This is a genomic window from Bordetella genomosp. 13 (assembly GCF_002119665.1).
Classification (GTDB): Bacteria; Pseudomonadota; Gammaproteobacteria; order Burkholderiales; family Burkholderiaceae_B; genus Bordetella.
Genome location: NZ_CP021111.1, coordinates 5,115,413 through 5,132,007, shown reverse-complemented (window position 1 = coordinate 5,132,007; position 16,595 = coordinate 5,115,413). Strand labels below are relative to the sequence as shown.

General features: G+C 67.5%; 17 protein-coding genes and 1 pseudogene. 11 read left to right on the top strand and 7 right to left on the bottom strand.

Going from position 1 to position 16,595, the window contains the following annotated elements:
• Positions 1-46 precede the first annotated feature (46 nt).
• Positions 47-811, top strand: coding sequence for a transcriptional regulator GlcC (gene glcC, locus CAL15_RS23180; RefSeq protein ID WP_086080659.1), 765 nt, complete (start codon positions 47-49; stop codon positions 809-811).
• Positions 812-836: 25 nt separating this feature from the next.
• On the opposite strand, the gene ubiA is transcribed toward glcC, so the two are convergent.
• Positions 837-1,778 (bottom strand): 4-hydroxybenzoate octaprenyltransferase, encoded by a 942-nt coding sequence (gene ubiA, locus CAL15_RS23175; RefSeq protein WP_232468063.1) that lies wholly within the window; start codon positions 1,776-1,778, stop codon positions 837-839.
• 66 nt (positions 1,779-1,844) lie between these two features.
• On the bottom strand, positions 1,845-3,044 hold the full coding sequence (locus CAL15_RS23170) for an aminotransferase-like domain-containing protein (RefSeq protein WP_086080658.1): 1,200 nt from the start codon (positions 3,042-3,044) through the stop codon (positions 1,845-1,847).
• 204 nt (positions 3,045-3,248) lie between these two features.
• Between CAL15_RS23170 and CAL15_RS23165 the strand changes: the two genes are divergently transcribed.
• The 3 genes and pseudogenes from CAL15_RS23165 to CAL15_RS24865 form a co-directional block, all read left to right on the top strand.
• Positions 3,249-3,776, top strand: a complete 528-nt coding sequence (locus CAL15_RS23165; RefSeq protein WP_086080657.1) for a GAF domain-containing protein — start codon at positions 3,249-3,251, stop codon at positions 3,774-3,776.
• A gap of 178 nt (positions 3,777-3,954) precedes the next feature.
• Positions 3,955-4,866, top strand: a complete 912-nt coding sequence (gene dapA / locus CAL15_RS23160) for a 4-hydroxy-tetrahydrodipicolinate synthase (protein ID WP_086080656.1) — start codon at positions 3,955-3,957, stop codon at positions 4,864-4,866.
• Positions 4,848-5,017: pseudogene (locus CAL15_RS24865) on the top strand (DUF6999 family protein); the annotation flags it as partial. The gene dapA and the pseudogene CAL15_RS24865, both read left to right, overlap by 19 nt.
• On the opposite strand, the gene CAL15_RS23155 reads toward CAL15_RS24865, so the two are convergent.
• A complete protein-coding gene (locus tag CAL15_RS23155) occupies positions 5,014-6,363 on the bottom strand; it encodes an APC family permease (RefSeq protein ID WP_086080655.1) in 1,350 nt (449 codons plus the stop codon). The pseudogene CAL15_RS24865 and the gene CAL15_RS23155 overlap by 4 nt on opposite strands.
• 327 nt (positions 6,364-6,690) lie before the next feature.
• Between CAL15_RS23155 and CAL15_RS23150 the strand changes: the two genes are divergently transcribed.
• Positions 6,691-8,316 carry a GMC family oxidoreductase gene (locus CAL15_RS23150; protein ID WP_086080654.1) on the top strand — a complete coding sequence of 542 codons (1,626 nt, stop codon included), beginning with the start codon at positions 6,691-6,693 and terminating at the stop codon, positions 8,314-8,316.
• A gap of 19 nt (positions 8,317-8,335) precedes the next feature.
• On the opposite strand, the gene CAL15_RS23145 is transcribed toward CAL15_RS23150, so the two are convergent.
• Together CAL15_RS23145 and CAL15_RS23140 are read right to left on the bottom strand one after the other, a co-directional pair.
• Positions 8,336-8,731, bottom strand: a complete 396-nt coding sequence (locus CAL15_RS23145; RefSeq protein WP_086080653.1) for a type II toxin-antitoxin system HicB family antitoxin — start codon at positions 8,729-8,731, stop codon at positions 8,336-8,338.
• A 42-nt stretch (positions 8,732-8,773) separates the two neighbouring features.
• The gene (locus tag CAL15_RS23140; protein WP_086080652.1) at positions 8,774-8,956 is read right to left on the bottom strand and encodes a type II toxin-antitoxin system HicA family toxin; all 183 of its coding nucleotides are present in this window, start codon (positions 8,954-8,956) and stop codon (positions 8,774-8,776) included.
• Between the two features lie 147 nt (positions 8,957-9,103).
• On the opposite strand from CAL15_RS23140, the gene CAL15_RS23135 reads away from it, so the two are divergent.
• The 6 genes from CAL15_RS23135 (at position 9,104) to clsB (ending at position 15,540) form a co-directional block, all read left to right on the top strand.
• A complete protein-coding gene (locus tag CAL15_RS23135) occupies positions 9,104-10,390 on the top strand; it encodes a putative Na+/H+ antiporter (protein ID WP_086080651.1) in 1,287 nt (428 codons plus the stop codon).
• 200 nt (positions 10,391-10,590) lie between these two features.
• Complete coding sequence (locus CAL15_RS23130; protein WP_086080650.1) at positions 10,591-10,899, top strand: FmdB family zinc ribbon protein; 309 nt, start codon at positions 10,591-10,593, stop codon at positions 10,897-10,899.
• 17 nt (positions 10,900-10,916) lie between these two features.
• A complete protein-coding gene (locus CAL15_RS23125) occupies positions 10,917-11,570 on the top strand; it encodes a DUF502 domain-containing protein (protein ID WP_086081258.1) in 654 nt (217 codons plus the stop codon).
• Positions 11,571-11,614: 44 nt separating this feature from the next.
• Positions 11,615-13,405: an aspartate--tRNA ligase gene (gene aspS / locus CAL15_RS23120; protein ID WP_086080649.1), complete on the top strand. Its 1,791-nt coding sequence runs from the start codon at positions 11,615-11,617 to the stop codon at positions 13,403-13,405.
• Positions 13,406-13,468: 63 nt separating this feature from the next.
• Positions 13,469-14,329 (top strand): endonuclease/exonuclease/phosphatase family protein, encoded by an 861-nt coding sequence (locus CAL15_RS23115; protein ID WP_086080648.1) that lies wholly within the window; start codon positions 13,469-13,471, stop codon positions 14,327-14,329.
• On the top strand, positions 14,275-15,540 hold the full coding sequence (gene clsB, locus CAL15_RS23110; protein WP_086080647.1) for a cardiolipin synthase ClsB: 1,266 nt from the start codon (positions 14,275-14,277) through the stop codon (positions 15,538-15,540). The genes CAL15_RS23115 and clsB overlap by 55 nt, the downstream gene beginning before the upstream one ends.
• 38 nt (positions 15,541-15,578) lie before the next feature.
• Here the strand turns inward: clsB and CAL15_RS23105 are convergent, their stop codons facing one another.
• Entirely contained in the window at positions 15,579-16,097 is a 519-nt protein-coding gene (locus tag CAL15_RS23105) for a hypothetical protein (RefSeq protein ID WP_157666722.1), read from the bottom strand.
• Positions 16,098-16,177: 80 nt separating this feature from the next.
• Positions 16,178-16,540, bottom strand: coding sequence for a hypothetical protein (locus CAL15_RS23100; RefSeq protein ID WP_086080645.1), 363 nt, complete (start codon positions 16,538-16,540; stop codon positions 16,178-16,180).
• Positions 16,541-16,595: the final 55 nt, after the last annotated feature.

The following is a 16,595-nucleotide window of genomic DNA, read 5'->3' as shown; positions in this document are numbered from 1 at the left end:
GGATGGCGCCGTGACGCCCCCGCAGGCGAGGAAGGAGAACGACGACATGGACATGCAAGCGACTGCGCGGCCGCCACAGGTGGCCGAGGTCGTGGCCGAACGCATCGAACGCCTGATCCTGGATGGCGTGCTCAAGGCCGGCCAGGCGCTGCCCTCGGAGCGGCGCTTGACCGAGAAGCTGTCGGTGTCGCGCACCGCGCTGCGCGAAGGGCTGCGCCTGTTGCGCGCGCGAGGCATCATCCACACCGCGCAGGGCAAGGGCTCGTACGTCGCGCAGATTTCGCAGGTGGACGCCGGGCCGCTGGTGCACCTGTTCAATTCGCAGCCGCGCACGCTGTACGACCTGCTCGAGGTGCGATCCCTGCTCGAGGGCGAGTCGGCGCGGCTGGCCGCCATACGCGGCACCGACGCCGACTTCATCATGATCCGGCGTCGCTACGAAGAGATGGTGGCCGCGCATGGGAAGGACACGGACATCGCCAGACATGCCCATCTGGACCATGCCTTCCACCTCGCCATCTGCGAGGCCTCGCACAACGCGGTGCTGGTGCATACGCTGCAGTCGCTGACGGACCTGCTGCTGGGCTCGGTATTCGCCTGCGTGAACAACCTGTACCATCGCCCGCCGCACAAGCAGCAGATCGATCGCCAGCACACGCGGCTGTACAACGCCGTGGTCGGCCGCCTGCCCGACCAGGCGCACAAGGCCGCCACCGATCACGTGGACAGCGTGCGCCAGAGCCTGGCCGAGATCGAGCAGGAAGAGCAGCGCCTGGTGCGCGCGACGCTGCGGCTGGAGGGGTGGGCGTAGGTGATGCGCCCGGCGGCCCAGGCGCCTACAGCACCGTGCCCGCCAGCGCCGCCGCCACCAGCATCACGCCGATCCACAGGTTGGCGCGGAACAGCATGAAATTGCGGTCGGGCCGCTGCAGGTTGAACACGGCCAGCTGCCAGCCCAGGTGCGCGGCCAGCGCCAGCATGCCGACGTAGTAGCCCCAGCCCAATCCCATGTCGTAGCCGCCCCAGGTCCACAGCGCGATCGTGGCCACGTAGAAGCCGCCGATCCACAGCTTGCCGCGGTCGGCGAAGCGCATGGCGGTGGAGCGCAGGCCCAGGCTGCGGTCGTCGCGCACGTCGACGTAGGCGTAGATGCTGTCGTAGCCGATCTGCCACAGCACCGCGCCGACCCACATGGCCACGGCGGCCAGCGGCACGACGCCGCGGGTGTCGGACCAGGCCATCAGCATGCCCCAGTTGAAGCAGATGCCCAGTACGGCCTGCGGCCAGTAGGTGACGCGCTTGCAGAAGGGGTAGATGAACACGAAGGGCAGCACGGCCAGTGCCAGCCAGCGGCTCATGCCGTTGATGAAGAACAGCAGCGAGGCACATACGGCCAGCTGCGCGACCAGGAAGACGACGGCCTGGCGCATGGTGATCTGTCCGCTGGTCAGCGGGCGAAAGCGCGTGCGTTCGACATGCTTGTCGATGTCGCGGTCCCACATGTCGTTGACCGTGCAGCCGATGCCGCGCATCAGCAGCGCGCCCAGCGAGAAGACGATGAGCCGGCCCAGGTCGGGGAAACCATCGGCGGCCTGGATCAGCGCCGCGATGCAGGGCAGCAGCGTCAGCCAGGTGCCGATGGGCCGGTCCAGGCGGCACAGGCGCGCATACGGGCGCCATGATTTGGGCAGCCAGCGTTCTACCCAGTCGGTGAAGACGATGTCGTTGAGATCGGGGGTGGTGGACTGCACGCTCGAGCGGTATCTGAAAAAGGACACGCGGCCGACCGCAATGCGGCCGGCCGCCGGGACGCCACCCGTCGGGACGCCGAGACGCCGCGGGCGTCAGGCCTGCTGGCGGATCAGCTTGCCCAGTACGGCGATGCCGGCCTGGATCCTGTCCTCGGGCACCGTGGCGAAGCTAAGCCGCAGTGTATTGCGGCTGGGCGTTCCGGCATAGAAGGGCCCGCCGGGCACGAAGGCCACGTTCTGCTCGATGGCCTGCATCAGCAGCTGCTGGCTGTCGATGTGCGACGGCAGCGTCACCCACAGGAACATGCCGCCCTCGGGACGCGTCCAGCTTGCCGACGCGGGGAATTCGCGCTCGACGGCCTCGAGCATGGCGCGGCCCTGCCGGCGGTAGATCTCGCGCACGGTGGGCAGGTGGCGGGCGAGGAAACCGTCCTTGACCATCTCGTATACGGCCATCTGCGTCAGCGTGGGCGTGTGCAGGTCGGTGGCCTGTTTGGCCTGCACCAGCTTGTGGATGATGCCGCGGTCCGCCGCGATGTAGCCCAGGCGCAGGCCGGGGGCCAGCACCTTCGAGAAACTGCCCAGGCGGATGACGTTGGCGCCGCACTCTCGACCCAGCGACAGCAGGCTGGGCAGGGGCTCGCCCGCGTAGCGCAACTCGCCGTAGGGATCGTCCTCGACGATGGGCAGGCCCAGTTGCGCGGCCCGCAGCACCAGGGCTTCGCGGCGTTCGCGGTTCAGCGTGCGCCCCGTGGGGTTCTGGAAATTGGGCAAGGCATACAGGAAGCGGCCGCCCTCGGCCAGTTCGGGGGTGAGGGCCTCGGGGATGAGGCCGCCGTCATCGGTGGGCACGGGCGCGAAGCGCGGCTGGTACAGGCTGAACGACTGCAGCGCGCCCAGGTAGCTGGGGTCTTCGACCAGCACCTTGCTGTCGCGGTCGACCAGCACCTTGCCCAGCAGGTCGAGACCCTGCTGCGAGCCCGACACGATGAGGATCTGGTCGGCCGTGACACTGGCGCCGGCACGGTTGAGGTCTTGCGCGACCCATTCGCGCAGCGGCGCGTAGCCCTCGGTGGGACCGTACTGCAGGGCCGCGCGGCCGTTGCTGGACAATACCCGGTCGAACGCCTCGCGCACCACCTCTACCGGAAAGCCGGCCGGCGAGGGCAGGCCCCCCGCGAACGAAATGACCTCGGGCCGTTCGGTGACCTTGAGGATTTCTCGGATGGCGGAACTGGTGAGCTGCTGGGCGCGTTCGGAGAACACGCACGCGGGTTCGAAGGGCTTGTCCATGGTGGGTTGTGCCTGCGGCCTGAAAAGATCGAGTTGAGCAGAAATTGCGCAACCATTGTCACACAAGGCTTCCCGCCGTCCCGCGCGTCGCGCCGGTGCACTGCGTGCGGTTTCGGCCGGTACAGTTCTTCACCATCCCGATACGCCCGACGGCGAGCGCGCACGGTGCGGCCCGCTTCCGCGCATTGCCGCTACAATTGCCGGATGTTCGCCGCCACCGCCATCGCCGCCGATTCCAAGCCGCAGCTCTATGCCGAGCTGGCGGCGCAGATGCGCGCGCTGCTCGAGGGCGAACACGACCGCATCGCCAATGCGGCCAACTTCAGCGCGCTGGTGTGGCAGGCGGTGCCCCACATCAACTGGGCGGGCTTCTATTTCTTCGACGGTGCCGAACTCGTCTTGGGGCCGTTCCAGGGCAAGCCCGCGTGCGTGCGCATCGCGCTGCAGCGCGGCGTATGCGGCGCCGCCGCCAGCCAGCGCCAGACGCAGGTGGTGCCCGACGTGCACGCCTTCCCCGGCCACATCGCCTGCGACGCGGCGTCGCGGTCGGAAATCGTGGTGCCGCTGGTGCTGAACGATGAATTGATCGGCGTCTGGGATGTCGACAGCCCCGAACCGGGCCGTTTCGACGACGCCGACCGCCAGGGCATGGAAATGCTGTGCCGCATCTTCCTTGATAGCCTGGGCACGGCAGCCGCCGGCCTGAAAGCCAAAAAACAGCAGCTCATCTGACCGGAGCTTGCTGTTCCGTCGGATGGGCGACGGAACAGCGGCGAGGGCGCCAAGCCCGCCGGGCCGCCCCAGGGGCGAACCGACCGCGCGGCACGAAGCAAGCAACGGCCCGCGACTCCACTTTCTCGAAGGCACATCCGAACGGTACGACGACGGTCTGTATCGCAATGGAGTGCTCATGTCTGCACAATCGCAAGTCGTTTCTTTCCAGGGTGTCTGGATCCCGCTGGTGACGCCGTTTCGCGACGGCGCGCTCGACCTGGGCGCGGTGCGCCGGCTGGTGCGGCACTATGCCGCGCAGGGCGTGTCGGGCTTCGTCGTGTGCGGCAGCACCGGCGAGGCCTCGGCGCTGGAAGAGGACGAGCAGCTGCTCGCCCTCGATGCCGCGCTGGAGGCCGCCGGCGCCGTGCCGGTGATCATGGGGTTGTCCGGCGCGAGCCAGCCGCGGCTGCTGCGCCGCTTGGCGGAGCTGCGCAGCCGGCCGCTGGCCGGCGTGCTGTCCGCGGCGCCGGCCTATGTGCGGCCGGGACAGGCCGGCGCCGCCGCGCATTTCCGCGCGCTGGCCGACGCGGCGCACGTGCCGCTGGTGCTGTACGACATTCCTTACCGAACGGGAACGCAGCTGGATACTGCGACGCTGCTGGAGCTGGCGGCGCATCCGAACATCGTCGCCATCAAGGATTGCGGCGGTTCGCTGGACAAGACCCAGGCCTTGATCGCGCATGGCGGCCTGCAGGTGCTGGCCGGGGAGGACCTGCAGGGCTTCGGCACCGTGGCGCTGGGCGGAACAGGCATCATCGCCGCATCGGCCCATGTGCGGGCGGACCTGTTCGTGGCGATGTTCCAGGCCTTGCAGGCGCAGCAGCTGCAAGTCGCGCGGCGGCTGTGCCACGCGCTGGCCCCCGTGATCCGGCTGCTGTATGCCGAACCCAATCCTGCGCCGTTGAAGGCCTTGTTGGCGAGGCAGGGGTGGCTGCGCGACGAAGTGCGCCCGCCCATGATGCGCGCCGCCACGGGCCTGGCGCTACAGCTGGAGGCCGCGGCGGCGGAGCTGGATCGCCTGTATCCGCCGGCGGATTCGAGCGCCTGATACGGGTCGGCAACAGGCATCCCCTGGTGCCGATGTCCACGCTGCGCGCGGCCATCGGCTGGTGCTGCACGGCCTGTCGACCGAGATGCTGTACTGCCCGCTGCGGCGCGCGCAGGCGGCGCAGCAGCAGGCCGAAAAGATAGCGGCCTAGCCCCGACGCAGGAAGTAGATGGCGGGCACGCCGATGATAAGCACGCCCAGCCCCAGCAAGGACCCGAAGCCGGCGTACACGGTGCTGGACCAGATGAGGCCCGCGCAGGTCAGCGCCAGCAGCAGCGGGGTCAGCGGGTACAGCGGCACCTTGAAGGGACGCGGGTGGTCGGGCTCGCTGCGGCGCAGCCGGATCAGCGCCAGCGCCACCAGCATCATGAAGAGCCAGAACACCGGCGCGGTGTAGGCCACCAGCGACTCGACCGCGTTTTCCGAGAACGCGCCGACGGCCACCAGCGCCAGGGTGATGATGCCCTGCACCAGCAGGCCGTTGGCCGGCGACTGGCCGCGCTCGGTCCAGCCCGACAGCTTGCGCAGGCCGGGCAGATCGCGGCCCAGCGCGTGGTACACGCGGCCGCCGGTGAAGATGGTGCCGTTGATGGTGGTAAGAGATCCCCAGCATACGGTCAGGGCCAGCAGCGTTCCGGCATACGGCCCGGCCACCATCTCCATGACCTGGCTGCCCACCGCCTGGCTGCGCTGCAGGCCGCCCAGTCCGAAGATCTGCAGCAGCGCCAGGTTGACCAGCAGATATGCGCCCACCACGATCAGCGTGCCGATCAGCATGACGCGCACGACGTTGCGGGCGGGGTCGCGCAGTTCTCCGCACAGGTAGGCGGCCTCGTTCCAACCGCCGTAGGTCAGCAGCACGAAGACCATGCCCATGCCCAGCGCGCCTGCCAGGCTGCCCTCAATGGGCATGGGCGGCGGCGGGGGCGGCAGGTCGGCGCCCAGCGACATCAGGCCGGCCACGACAATGGCGGCCAACGATGCCAGCTCGAGCACGCTCAATACCAACTGCAGGCGCTTGGACTGCAGGGTGCCGACGATGTTGAGACCGGTCAGCACGATGACCGACATGGCCGCGTGCAGCGCGACGCCATGCTCGCCCAGTGGCAGCAGCCGTTGGGCGTACTCGCCGTAGATGAAAGCGATGACGGCAATGGAACCAGTCTGGATCACCGTGCCGCGCGCCCACCCGAACAGCAGGGCCACCTTCGGGCCCCAGGCACGGCTGAGATAGTGGTACTCGCCGCCCGAATCGGGATAGGCCGAGCCCAATTCCGCATAGCAGAGAGCGCCGACCAGCATGACCAGGCCGCCGGCCAGCCACATGCCGATGTAGACGGGCACCGAACCGGCATTCTGGGCCACCAGCGGGGGAAAACCGAAGATGCCGATGCCCAGCACCACCCCGACCAGCACGCCCACGCCGTCGATGACGGACAGACCCTGCGAGCGGTTGGGCGTGCCTGCTGCCGCAGTCGTCGTCGCGGTCGCCGTCATGAAGCGCTCCGGGCCTGGTGGGGAAGGGGCAAGGCTGGCACGGCGGCCGGCAGGGCCGGCAGTAGGCAAACGGGCATCCGACGTTCTCCAAGGGGCGCCCGCGTCCTGGTATGGGACGGACCTGGCGGCGCGTTGCTGACAACCTACTGAAAAAACCACTGACCAAGAATACCCGGGAAAGGTTCAAAATATCGATGCTCGGCGGGCTCTCCGCTTCGATTCCGAGCCGGCTGCATGGCTTGCGGGATGCGCACGCGCGGCGCAAGATACGGCCGGACAAAAAGAATGCGCCGGCCCGCAGGCCGGGCGCCGCGAGGAGACCCGCGCATGACCGCAGAACAGGCGCCGCCCGCGCCCCTCTATGACTACGTGATCGTCGGCGCCGGCACGTCCGGCTGCCTGCTGGCCAACCGTCTGTCGGCCGATCCCGCGGTGCGGGTGCTGCTGCTAGAAGCGGGCGGCCGCGACGACTGGCACTGGATCCACATCCCGGTCGGCTACCTGTACTGCATCGGCAATCCGCGCACCGACTGGTGCTACCGCACCCAGCCCGATCCGGGCATCGCGGGGCGCAGCCTGGGCTATCCGCGCGGCCGGGTGCTGGGCGGCAGCTCGTCGATCAACGGCATGATCTACATGCGCGGCCAGCGCGCCGACTACGATGGCTGGGCAGCTCAGGGCAATCCCGGCTGGAGCTGGGACGACGTGCTGCCCCTCTTCAAGGCCAGCGAAGACCATCATGGCGGCGCCAACGAGTTCCATGGCGTCGGAGGCCAATGGCGGGTCGAACGCCAGCGCCTGACCTGGCCACTGCTGGACGCCTTTCGCGAGGCGGCGGCGCAGGCCGGCGTGCCGTCCATCCGCGACTTCAATCGCGGCGACAACGAGGGCTGCGACTATTTCGAGGTGAATCAAAGGCGCGGCGTGCGGTGGAACGCGGCCAAGGCGTTCCTGCGTCCGGTGAAGGCGAGGCCGAATCTGCACGTGTTGACCGGTGCGCACGTGTCGCGCGTGCTGTTCGACGGCCGGCGCGCCGTGGGCGTGCGCTATCGCATGGACGATGGATCCGAGCACGACGCGCGAGCCGGACGCGAAGTGGTGCTGGCGTCCGGCGCCATCGGCTCCGCGCAACTGCTGCAGGTATCGGGAGTGGGCCCCGCCGCGTTGCTCCAGGCGCGCGGCGTGCCGGTGGTGCACGACCTGCCCGGCGTGGGCGCCAACCTGCAGGACCACCTGCAGCTGCGCCTGGTCTATCGCGTGCGGCGTGCCCGCACGTTGAACATGATGGCCGCCACCTGGTGGGGCAAGGCGGCCATGGGCCTGCACTACGCCTTCGCGCGCCGCGGTCCGCTCAGCATGGCGCCATCGCAGTTGGGCGCCTTCGCCCGCAGCAGCCCCGACCAGTCGCGCGCCAACGTGCAGTATCACGTGCAGCCGCTGTCGCTGGACAAGTTCGGCGAACCGCTGCATTCCTTCCCGGCCTTCACGGCGTCAGTGTGCAACCTGCGGCCCACCAGCCGCGGTCACGTGCGCATCGCCACGCCCGACCCGTGCGACCCGCCCGAGATACTGTGCAATTACCTGTCCACGGACGAAGACCGCAAGGTGGCCGCCGACAGCATCCGGCTGACCCGGCGCATCGTCGCGCAGCCCGCGCTGGCGCGTTTCGAGCCCGAGGAATGGCGGCCGGGCACGCAGCTGCAAAGCGATGCCGAACTGGCGCAGGCCGCCGGCGAGATCGGCACGACCATCTTCCATCCAGTGGGCACGTGCAAGATGGGCAACGATGCGCAGGCGGTGGTGGATGCGCAGCTGCGCGTGCATGGGGTGCAGGGCCTGCGAGTGATCGATGCGTCCATCATGCCCACCATCACGTCGGGCAACACCAACTCGCCGACGCTGATGATCGCGGAGAAGGGGGCGCGGATGATGCTGGGGTCAGAGAAAGGTTAGAGGCGCCCAGCGTACCGTTTCAGCGGCTCAGAGCCATATGCGCGATGTAGCCTGAGCGTGTTTCACCCGCTGCGCGTGCGCGTGCGTCGATGCGCGCAAGAATACGGCGAGGCAATGTGATGTTGACCCGCTCTATGGTGTCGTCCATCACGGCAGGGTCTATTTCGACGATGGCCCAGACCCAGCCAGCGAACTCGGGATGGGCAGCTTGCAGGTCCGTGATACGGCTGGGTGGAGGAATGACAGCTCCGTCATCCAGTGCCGTCTCGATCCATAGGCTGATAGCTTCCTTGGCTTGCTCGATAGCTTGATCGATGCCGTCATCGGCGGCCGAGAAACATCCCGGAAGGTCGGGTACGACGACGCCCCAAGCCTGTGTGTGGTTACCGGGTTCGATGGCGATGGGATATTTCATAGACGTTCGGAAGAGATTGCCACGCTCGGGTAATGGCGATTGCTACTTCAGGTCTGCTTGTTTCAGCAATCGATTGACCAATCCGACGCCCAGGTCCTTTTTAGGATGGGGCACGCTGATATGACCGGGTTTGCTCGGGTGCGAATACACGTGATGTGATCCTTTGACCCCGCGCAATATCCGGCCGTTGTGCTCGAGCGTCTTGATGAGTTCTCGACTGCTCATATTGTCGTGTGTATTATACACATCCTGTATGGCGGCGCATGCCGCATGACTTTCCTGCACTGGCCCGGGACGGGCGCCTTGCTAGCCTTGCTATAGTCCCGCGCAAGTCGGCGTGCGCCACAACAACGTTCAAATAAGACTATCGGTATGCCCCAGCCCCTCGAGATCGTGGCGACAGTGCTGTTCGCCATCGCCGTCCTGCACACTTTTTCCGTTTCCTGGTTCGCCCGCATGGCGCACCGCAATGGCCCGCATGCGGGCGTCTGGCACCTGCTGTCCGAGGTCGAGGCCGTGTTCGGCTTCTGGGCCTTCGTACTGCTGGTATGCATGGCCGCGGTGGGCGGCACGCAAAGCGCCATCGCGTACATGGACACGCGCAACTTCACCGAGCCGCTGTTCGTGTTCGCCATCATGGTGGTCGCCGCCAGCCGCCCGGTCATCGAACTGGTCAGTCTGGTGCTGCGCGCGGCGGCCCGCGTGCTGCCGATGCGGCGCGAACTGGCCACGTTCTTCGTGGTGATGGCGCTGGTGCCGCTGGGCGGCTCTTTCATCACCGAGCCGGCAGCGATGACGCTGGCCGCGCTGCTGCTGCGCGACTACTTCTTCCGCGCGCCCGGCCACACCGGGTTCAAGTACCTTGCGCTGGGCGCCCTGTTCGTCAATGTGTCCATCGGCGGCGTGCTGACCGCCTACGCCGCGCCGCCCGTGTTGATGGTGGCCAGCACCTTCGGCTGGGATACCGCGCACATGGCCACACAGTTCGGATGGCGCGCGGCGGTGGCGGTGATCGTCAATGCGGCGGTGCTCACGTTCGTCTGCAGGCGGTCCCTGTCGGAGGCCTCCGCCGCGATCCGGGCCGGTGTCGGGACAGCGCAGGACGATAGCGCCGGATCCGTGCGCCAGCCCGTGCCGCCGCTGGTGATGCTGGTGCACGTGCTCTTCCTGGCCGGCGTGGTGCTCTCCGCTCACCATCCGGCTGTGTTCCTTGGGCTGTTGATGCTGTTCATCGGCTTCACCGAAGCCTACAAGTCCTGCCAGGACCGCCTGCTGATCAAGGAAGGTCTGATGGTCGGTTTCTTCCTGGCCGGCCTGGTGGTGCTGGGCGGGCTGCAGAAATGGTGGCTGCAGGACCTGCTGGGAGGCCTGCCGCCGCTGGTGCTGTTCTGGGGCGCGACGGCGCTGACCGCCGTCACCGACAACGCCGCGCTGACTTACCTGGGCTCGCTGGTGGAAGGCACCAGCGAGACCTGGCGCTACATGCTGGTGGCGGGCGCGGTCACGGGCGGGGGGCTGACGGTGATCGCCAATGCGCCGAATCCCGCGGGCTTCGCCATACTCAAAAGCCATTTTCCGGACGGCAGCATCTCGGCCGGACGGCTGTTCGCCTGCGCCCTGGCCCCCACGCTGGTGGCCGCGGCGATGTTCCTGCTGTAAGGCTATTTGTAACGCCGCGGCGCGCCGGGCCGGGTCCGGCGCGCCGCCAGGACTCGCGTAAAAGCCCTGTCCTCGTCTTCAAGCTAAAATTCCCCACTTTCCCGTGCTTTTTTCCCGGTCGATCGCCTGCGCGGTCCGCCCGCCCCTGCCAGCTGGCGGGCGGCATCCGGCACGCCAGGCTCTCAGCAAGTAGTCGTCCAATGCCCATCTACGCTTACAAGTGCACCGAGTGCGGCCATGCCGAAGACGTGCTGCAAAAAATCTCCGACACTCCCCTGACCGTTTGCCCGGCATGCGGCAAGGCCGCCTATGCCAAGCAAGTCACTGCCGCCGGCTTCCAGCTCAAGGGCTCGGGCTGGTACGTGACCGACTTCCGCGGCAACGGCTCGCAGCCCGCCGCCGCCAAGCCGGCCTCGTCCGAGGGCTCGTCCGCCGCGTCGGCCACGCCCGCCGCCGCGCCCGCGACGCCCGCGGCCTCGCCGCCGGCCTCGTCGCCGTCCACGCCCTGATGGCCGCGCGGCGCAGCATGTTCAAGAAGTACTTCATCACCGGCTTGCTGGTGTGGGTGCCCCTGGCCATCACCATCTGGGTGTTGAGCCTGCTGGTCACCACGCTGGAAGGCTTCGTGCCCGGATTCCTTACGTCGCAGTCGCTGTTCGGCGTGAACATCCCGGGCTTCGGCTTCGTACTGGTGATCCTGGTCGTGCTGCTGACCGGCATGCTGGCGGCCAATCTGCTGGGCCGCAGCCTGCTCGAGCAATGGGAACGCCTGCTGGGCCGCATCCCGCTGGTGCGTTCCATCTACAACTCGGTCAAGCAGGTCAGCGACACCGTGCTGGCCCCCAACGGCCGCGCGTTCCGCCAGGCCGTGCTCATCCAGTATCCGCGCGCGGGCTCGTGGACCATCGCCTTCCTCACGGGTTCGCCCAGCGGCGAGGTCGCGGCCAACCTGCCGGGCGAGCACCTCAGCGTCTACGTGCCGACCACGCCCAATCCCACTTCGGGCTTCTTCCTGATGATGCCGCGCGACCAGGTGATCGAGCTGCAGATGTCGGTCGACGCCGCGCTGAAATATATCGTGTCCATGGGCGTGGTCGCGCCGCCGCCGCACTCCGGCGTCCCGCCCGAGTCCGTACCTCCGGTGCCGGAGGCGCCCGTCGCGCCCCGCGCCGAATCCTGATCCATCGCTACGCTGAACAAGTTCATACACGGAGTCATCCCGCAATGCGTACCTGCTATACCGGCCAGGTTTGTCGTGACCATCTCGGCCAGACCGTCACCCTGAACGGTTGGGTGAACCGCCGCCGCGACCACGGCGGGGTCATCTTCATCGACATGCGCGACCGCGCGGGCCTGGCCCAGATCGTGTTCGATCCGGACAATGCCGAGGCCTTCGCCACCGCCGAACGCCTGCGCAACGAGTTCTGCATCCGCATCACCGGCCTGGTGCGCGAGCGCCCCGAAGGCACGGCCAACGCCGATCTCGCCTCCGGCGAAGTCGAAGTGCTGTGCAAGGAAGTCGAGATCCTGAACGCGTCGGTCACGCCGCCGTTCCAGCTCGATGACGACAACCTGTCCGAGACCACCCGCCTGACGCACCGTGTGCTGGACCTGCGCCGTCCGCAGATGCAGCGCAACCTGATGCTGCGCTATCGCGTGGCGATCGAGGTGCGCAAGTTCCTGGACGAACTGGGCTTCGTCGACATCGAGACCCCGATGCTGACCAAGAGCACGCCCGAAGGCGCACGCGACTACCTGGTGCCTTCGCGCGTCAACCCCGGCCAGTTCTTCGCGCTGCCGCAATCGCCGCAGCTGTTCAAGCAGATGCTGATGGTGTCGGGCTTCGACCGCTACTACCAGATCACCAAGTGCTTCCGCGACGAAGACCTGCGCGCCGATCGCCAGCCCGAGTTCACGCAGATCGACTGCGAGACCTCGTTCCTGAACGAGTTCGAGATCCGCGAGATCTTCGAGGGCATGATCCGCCACGTCTTCAAGGTGGTGCAGAACGTCGAGCTGCCCGCGCCGTTCCCGCAGATGACGTGGACTGAAGCCATGCAGCGCTACGGCTCCGACAAGCCCGACCTGCGCGTCAACCTCGAGTTCACCGACGTCACCGACGTGATGGGCGACGTGGAATTCAAGGTGTTCGCCTCGGCGGCCACCACCGCGGGCAGCCGCGTCGTGGCGCTGCGCGTGCCGGGCGGCGCCGCCATGCCCCGCAGCGAGATCGACGCCTACACGCAGTTCGTGGGCATCTACGGCGCCAAGGGCCTGGCCTACATCAAGGTCAACGAAACGGCCAAGGGCCGCGAAGGCTTGCAGTCGCCCATCGTCAAGAACATCCATGACGCTGCTCTGAAGGAATTGCTTGATCGGACCGGTGCACGGGACGGCGACATCCTCTTCTTCGGCGCCGACCGCGCCAAGGTCGTGAACGATGCCATCGGCGCGCTGCGCGTGAAGATCGGTCACAGCGAGTTCGGCAAGAAGAGCGGCCTGTTCACCGCCGAATGGAAGCCGCTGTGGGTCATCGACTTCCCGATGTTCGAGTACGACGAGGAAGAAGGTCGCTACACGGCCGCCCACCATCCGTTCACCAGCCCCAAGGACGGCCACGAGGACTTCCTGCAGACCGATCCGGGCCAGGCCTACGCCAAGGCCTACGACATGGTGCTCAACGGCTGGGAAATCGGCGGCGGCTCGGTGCGTATCCATCGCGAGGAAGTGCAGAGCAAGGTGTTCCGCGCGCTGAAGATCGGCGCCGAGGAAGCCCGCGAGAAGTTCGGCTTCCTGCTGGACGCGCTGCAGTACGGCGCGCCTCCGCACGGCGGCATCGCCTTCGGCCTGGACCGCATCGTCACGATGATGGCCGGCGCAGAGTCGATCCGCGACGTGATCGCATTCCCCAAGACCCAACGGGCACAGGACCTGCTGACCCAGGCTCCCTCGCCGGTCGACGAGAAGCAGCTGCGCGAACTGCACATCCGTCTGCGCAGCGTCGAAACGAAGTAAGCTGCAAGAGGCCGCCGCGCGCGGCGGCCTCCGTTCCGTGGTTCAGAAGGGCGCCGTACACCCATGTCTTTGTTGCGCGTCGTCAGCTACAACATCCACAAGGGCCGCTCGGCCCTGGGAGTGCGCGAGTCGCTCAATGAACTGCGTCTCGGCCTGTACGGCCTGCGGCCCGACCTGGTGTTCCTGCAAGAGGTGCAGGGGCGCAACGAGTCCGCCTCGGTGGTGGACCAGCAGCACCAGTCCCTGGCCGCCGCGCTGCACATGGATGTGGCCTACGGCCGCAACGCCATCCGACATCGCTCCGATCACGGCAACGCGCTGCTGTCGCGTTTTCCCATCCTCGACTTCGAGAACCAGGACATCTCCGACCATCGGCTGGAGCAGCGCGGGCTGCTGCATGCGCGCATCGAGGTCGCCGGACAAGAGGTGCATTGCTTCGTAGTGCACCTCGGCCTGTTCGCCGCCAGCCGCAGCCGCCAGGTGCTGGCGTTGACCCAGCGCATCGCGGCCCAGGTGCCCGACGGCGCGCCGCTGGTCATCGCCGGCGACTTCAATGACTGGGGCGACAAGCTGGCGCCGTTGTTCGTGCAGCAACTGGGCCTGTACGAGGTGTTCTCGCACGCGCCGCGCTCGCACGGCGGCGAACTGCCAAAGCTGCGCGAGTCGGTGCGCCGGCTGGGCAGCGCGCTGCGCGGCACGCCCCGCCACCTGGCCATGCTTGAGCGCACCAATCAGCTGGGCATGGGCGGCGCGTATTGTCCCGTGCCGCCGCCGCGGACCTTCCCGGCGATGTTCCCGTGGTTCCGGCTGGATCGCATCTACCAGCGCGGCTTCGCCGTGCGCAGCGCGCGTGTGTTGCATGGCCGCGAATGGTCGCGGCTGTCGGATCACGCGCCCTTGCTGGCCGAGCTGGAGCTGCCTTGAAGGACGCGGGCAGTATCGGCCTGAAGTGGGTCGAGGGCAACAGCGTGAAGCTGTTGCAGAACGGCGCCGATTTCTTTCCCGCCCTGTGCGCGGCCATCGACCGCGCGCAGACCAGCGTGCACCTGGAAACCTATATCTTCATTCTCGATCGCACCGGTCGCCGCGTGCTGCAAAGCCTGCAGGAGGCGGCGCGGCGCGGCGTGAAGGTGCGCGTGGTGCTCGATGGCTTCGGCAGCAACACCACTGCGCTGGACGTGCAGGCGCAGATCGTGGAGGCCGGCGGGCAATGCCGCATCTTCCGTCCCGAGCCGCGCTGGATCGGCAAGCTGGCCTTCTCGCGCAGTCGCCTGCGGCGCCTGCATCGCAAGGTGGCGGTGGTGGACGGCAGCTGCGCCTTCGTCGGCGGCATCAACATCGTCGACGACTTCGACGACCAGGAGCCCAGCGACGAAGTGGGCGCGCCGCGCTTCGACTTCGCCGTGGAAGTATGCGGCCCGCTGGTGCCGGACATCGTCTATGCCCAGGATCTGTTGTGGGTGCGGCTGAACTGGGCGCGCCTTCGACGCCATCCGCGCGATTGGCGCGAACTGCGCCTGCGCAAGCCCGTGCACGGCGGCGCCGCGCCGGCGGGCACGCACCGCGCCGCGCTGGTGCTGCGCGACAACGTGCGCTATCGCCAGACCTTCGAACGCGCCTATCTGTACGGCATCCGCTATGCGCGTGACGAAATCCTGATCTCCAACGCGTATTTCTTTCCCGGCCGGCTGTTCCGCCGCGCGCTGCTCCAGGCCGCCGCGCGCGGTGTGCGGGTGCGCATGCTGCTGCAGGGCAAGCCCGAGTACCGCATGCAGTACTACGCCACGCGCGCCCTGTACGAGCAGCTGCTGGCCGGCGGCATCGAGATCTACGAATACATGCCGGGCTACCTGCATGCCAAAGTGGCGGTGATCGACCAGATCGCCAGCGTGGGATCGTCCAACCTCGACCCCTTCAGCCTGCTGCTGGCGCGCGAAGCGAACGTGGCGGTGGACGATACCGGGTTTGCCCAGGAACTGCAGCAGCGCCTGGAACACGCCATCGAGACCGGTGGCAGGCGCGTGGTGCCGCAGGAGTACCACCGGCGCGGCTGGGTGCGGCGCTGCGTGGATGCGATGTCTTATGCGCTGCTGCGGGTGGGCGTGGCGCTGACGGGGAAGTCGGGGCAGTACTGAGTCGGTGCGTCGCGGCTATGCCGGCTGGCGAAGCAGGTTCAGGAGGCGAACACGGCTTCCAGGGAAACGGCGTCGAGCACGCGGTCGGTCCATTGCAGCAGCGATGCTTCGTCGGCCTGGGACAGGCGTTGCTCCGCCCAGTCGGGCAAGGGGCCGAAGCGCCGTGTCAGTTGACGGCGCAGTACGCTGACCTGTCCGAGCATCTGGCCTTCCAGTTGGCCGGCCTGCAGGGCGCGTTGCTCGACGCGTTCGAAAATGGAGGGGCGCACGATGTCGTACTCCGTCGTGATATGGCTTAGGGACTGCACGAACGCCGCATCCATCGAGGCCGGCAAGGCCAGCATCCAATCGATGAGGCGGATCAATTCCAGAATGTCGTCGCGCGGATATGCATACTGGTACAACATGCGCACCAACTGGACCTTCCAGTGCAGCCGGTCGCCGCCGCGGCTGGCATGGGCGCGCAACTGGGCCATGACAACCACCGCAAAAGGATTGTGCTCGGCATGGCCCTGGAGCTCGGCCCACCGCGTCAGCCAACCGGCCAAATTTAGCACGGGGAATTCGAATTCCAGACGGCTGCCCGACTCGTCTTCGTATCGATAGACCGCGTGCTCCGGCCCTGAGCGTCGATACGTCAACACGGCCAGACGATGATGGCTTCGGTGCCGTAGCGGTCCATCAGCCGATAACGATACTGGAACATCCGCAGGGCGAAATCGGCATCGGGCCGGCCCTGCACTTCGACATGGACGATGACCACGACCGGCGCGCCACCGAGCATGCGCACCTTGCACAGCTTGTCCGCATGACGGCGTCCCACGTCGGCATCGCGCACGACCTGCTGCAGTTCCGTATCGAGCGTCTCGAGCGGATACGTCCAGTCGATGCGGGCGTGGACGCCGGGCCAGAGCAGCGCCTGAAATTGCGGGAAGTAGCGGTCCAGCGCCACCTTCCAGGACCCATCGAAGTCGTCGGGTTCAGCGGCGTGGTCGGGCATACGGGCTCCGCGGGAAGTGAGCGGAGAGTTATACGCCCCGGCCGCGATCCGCGGG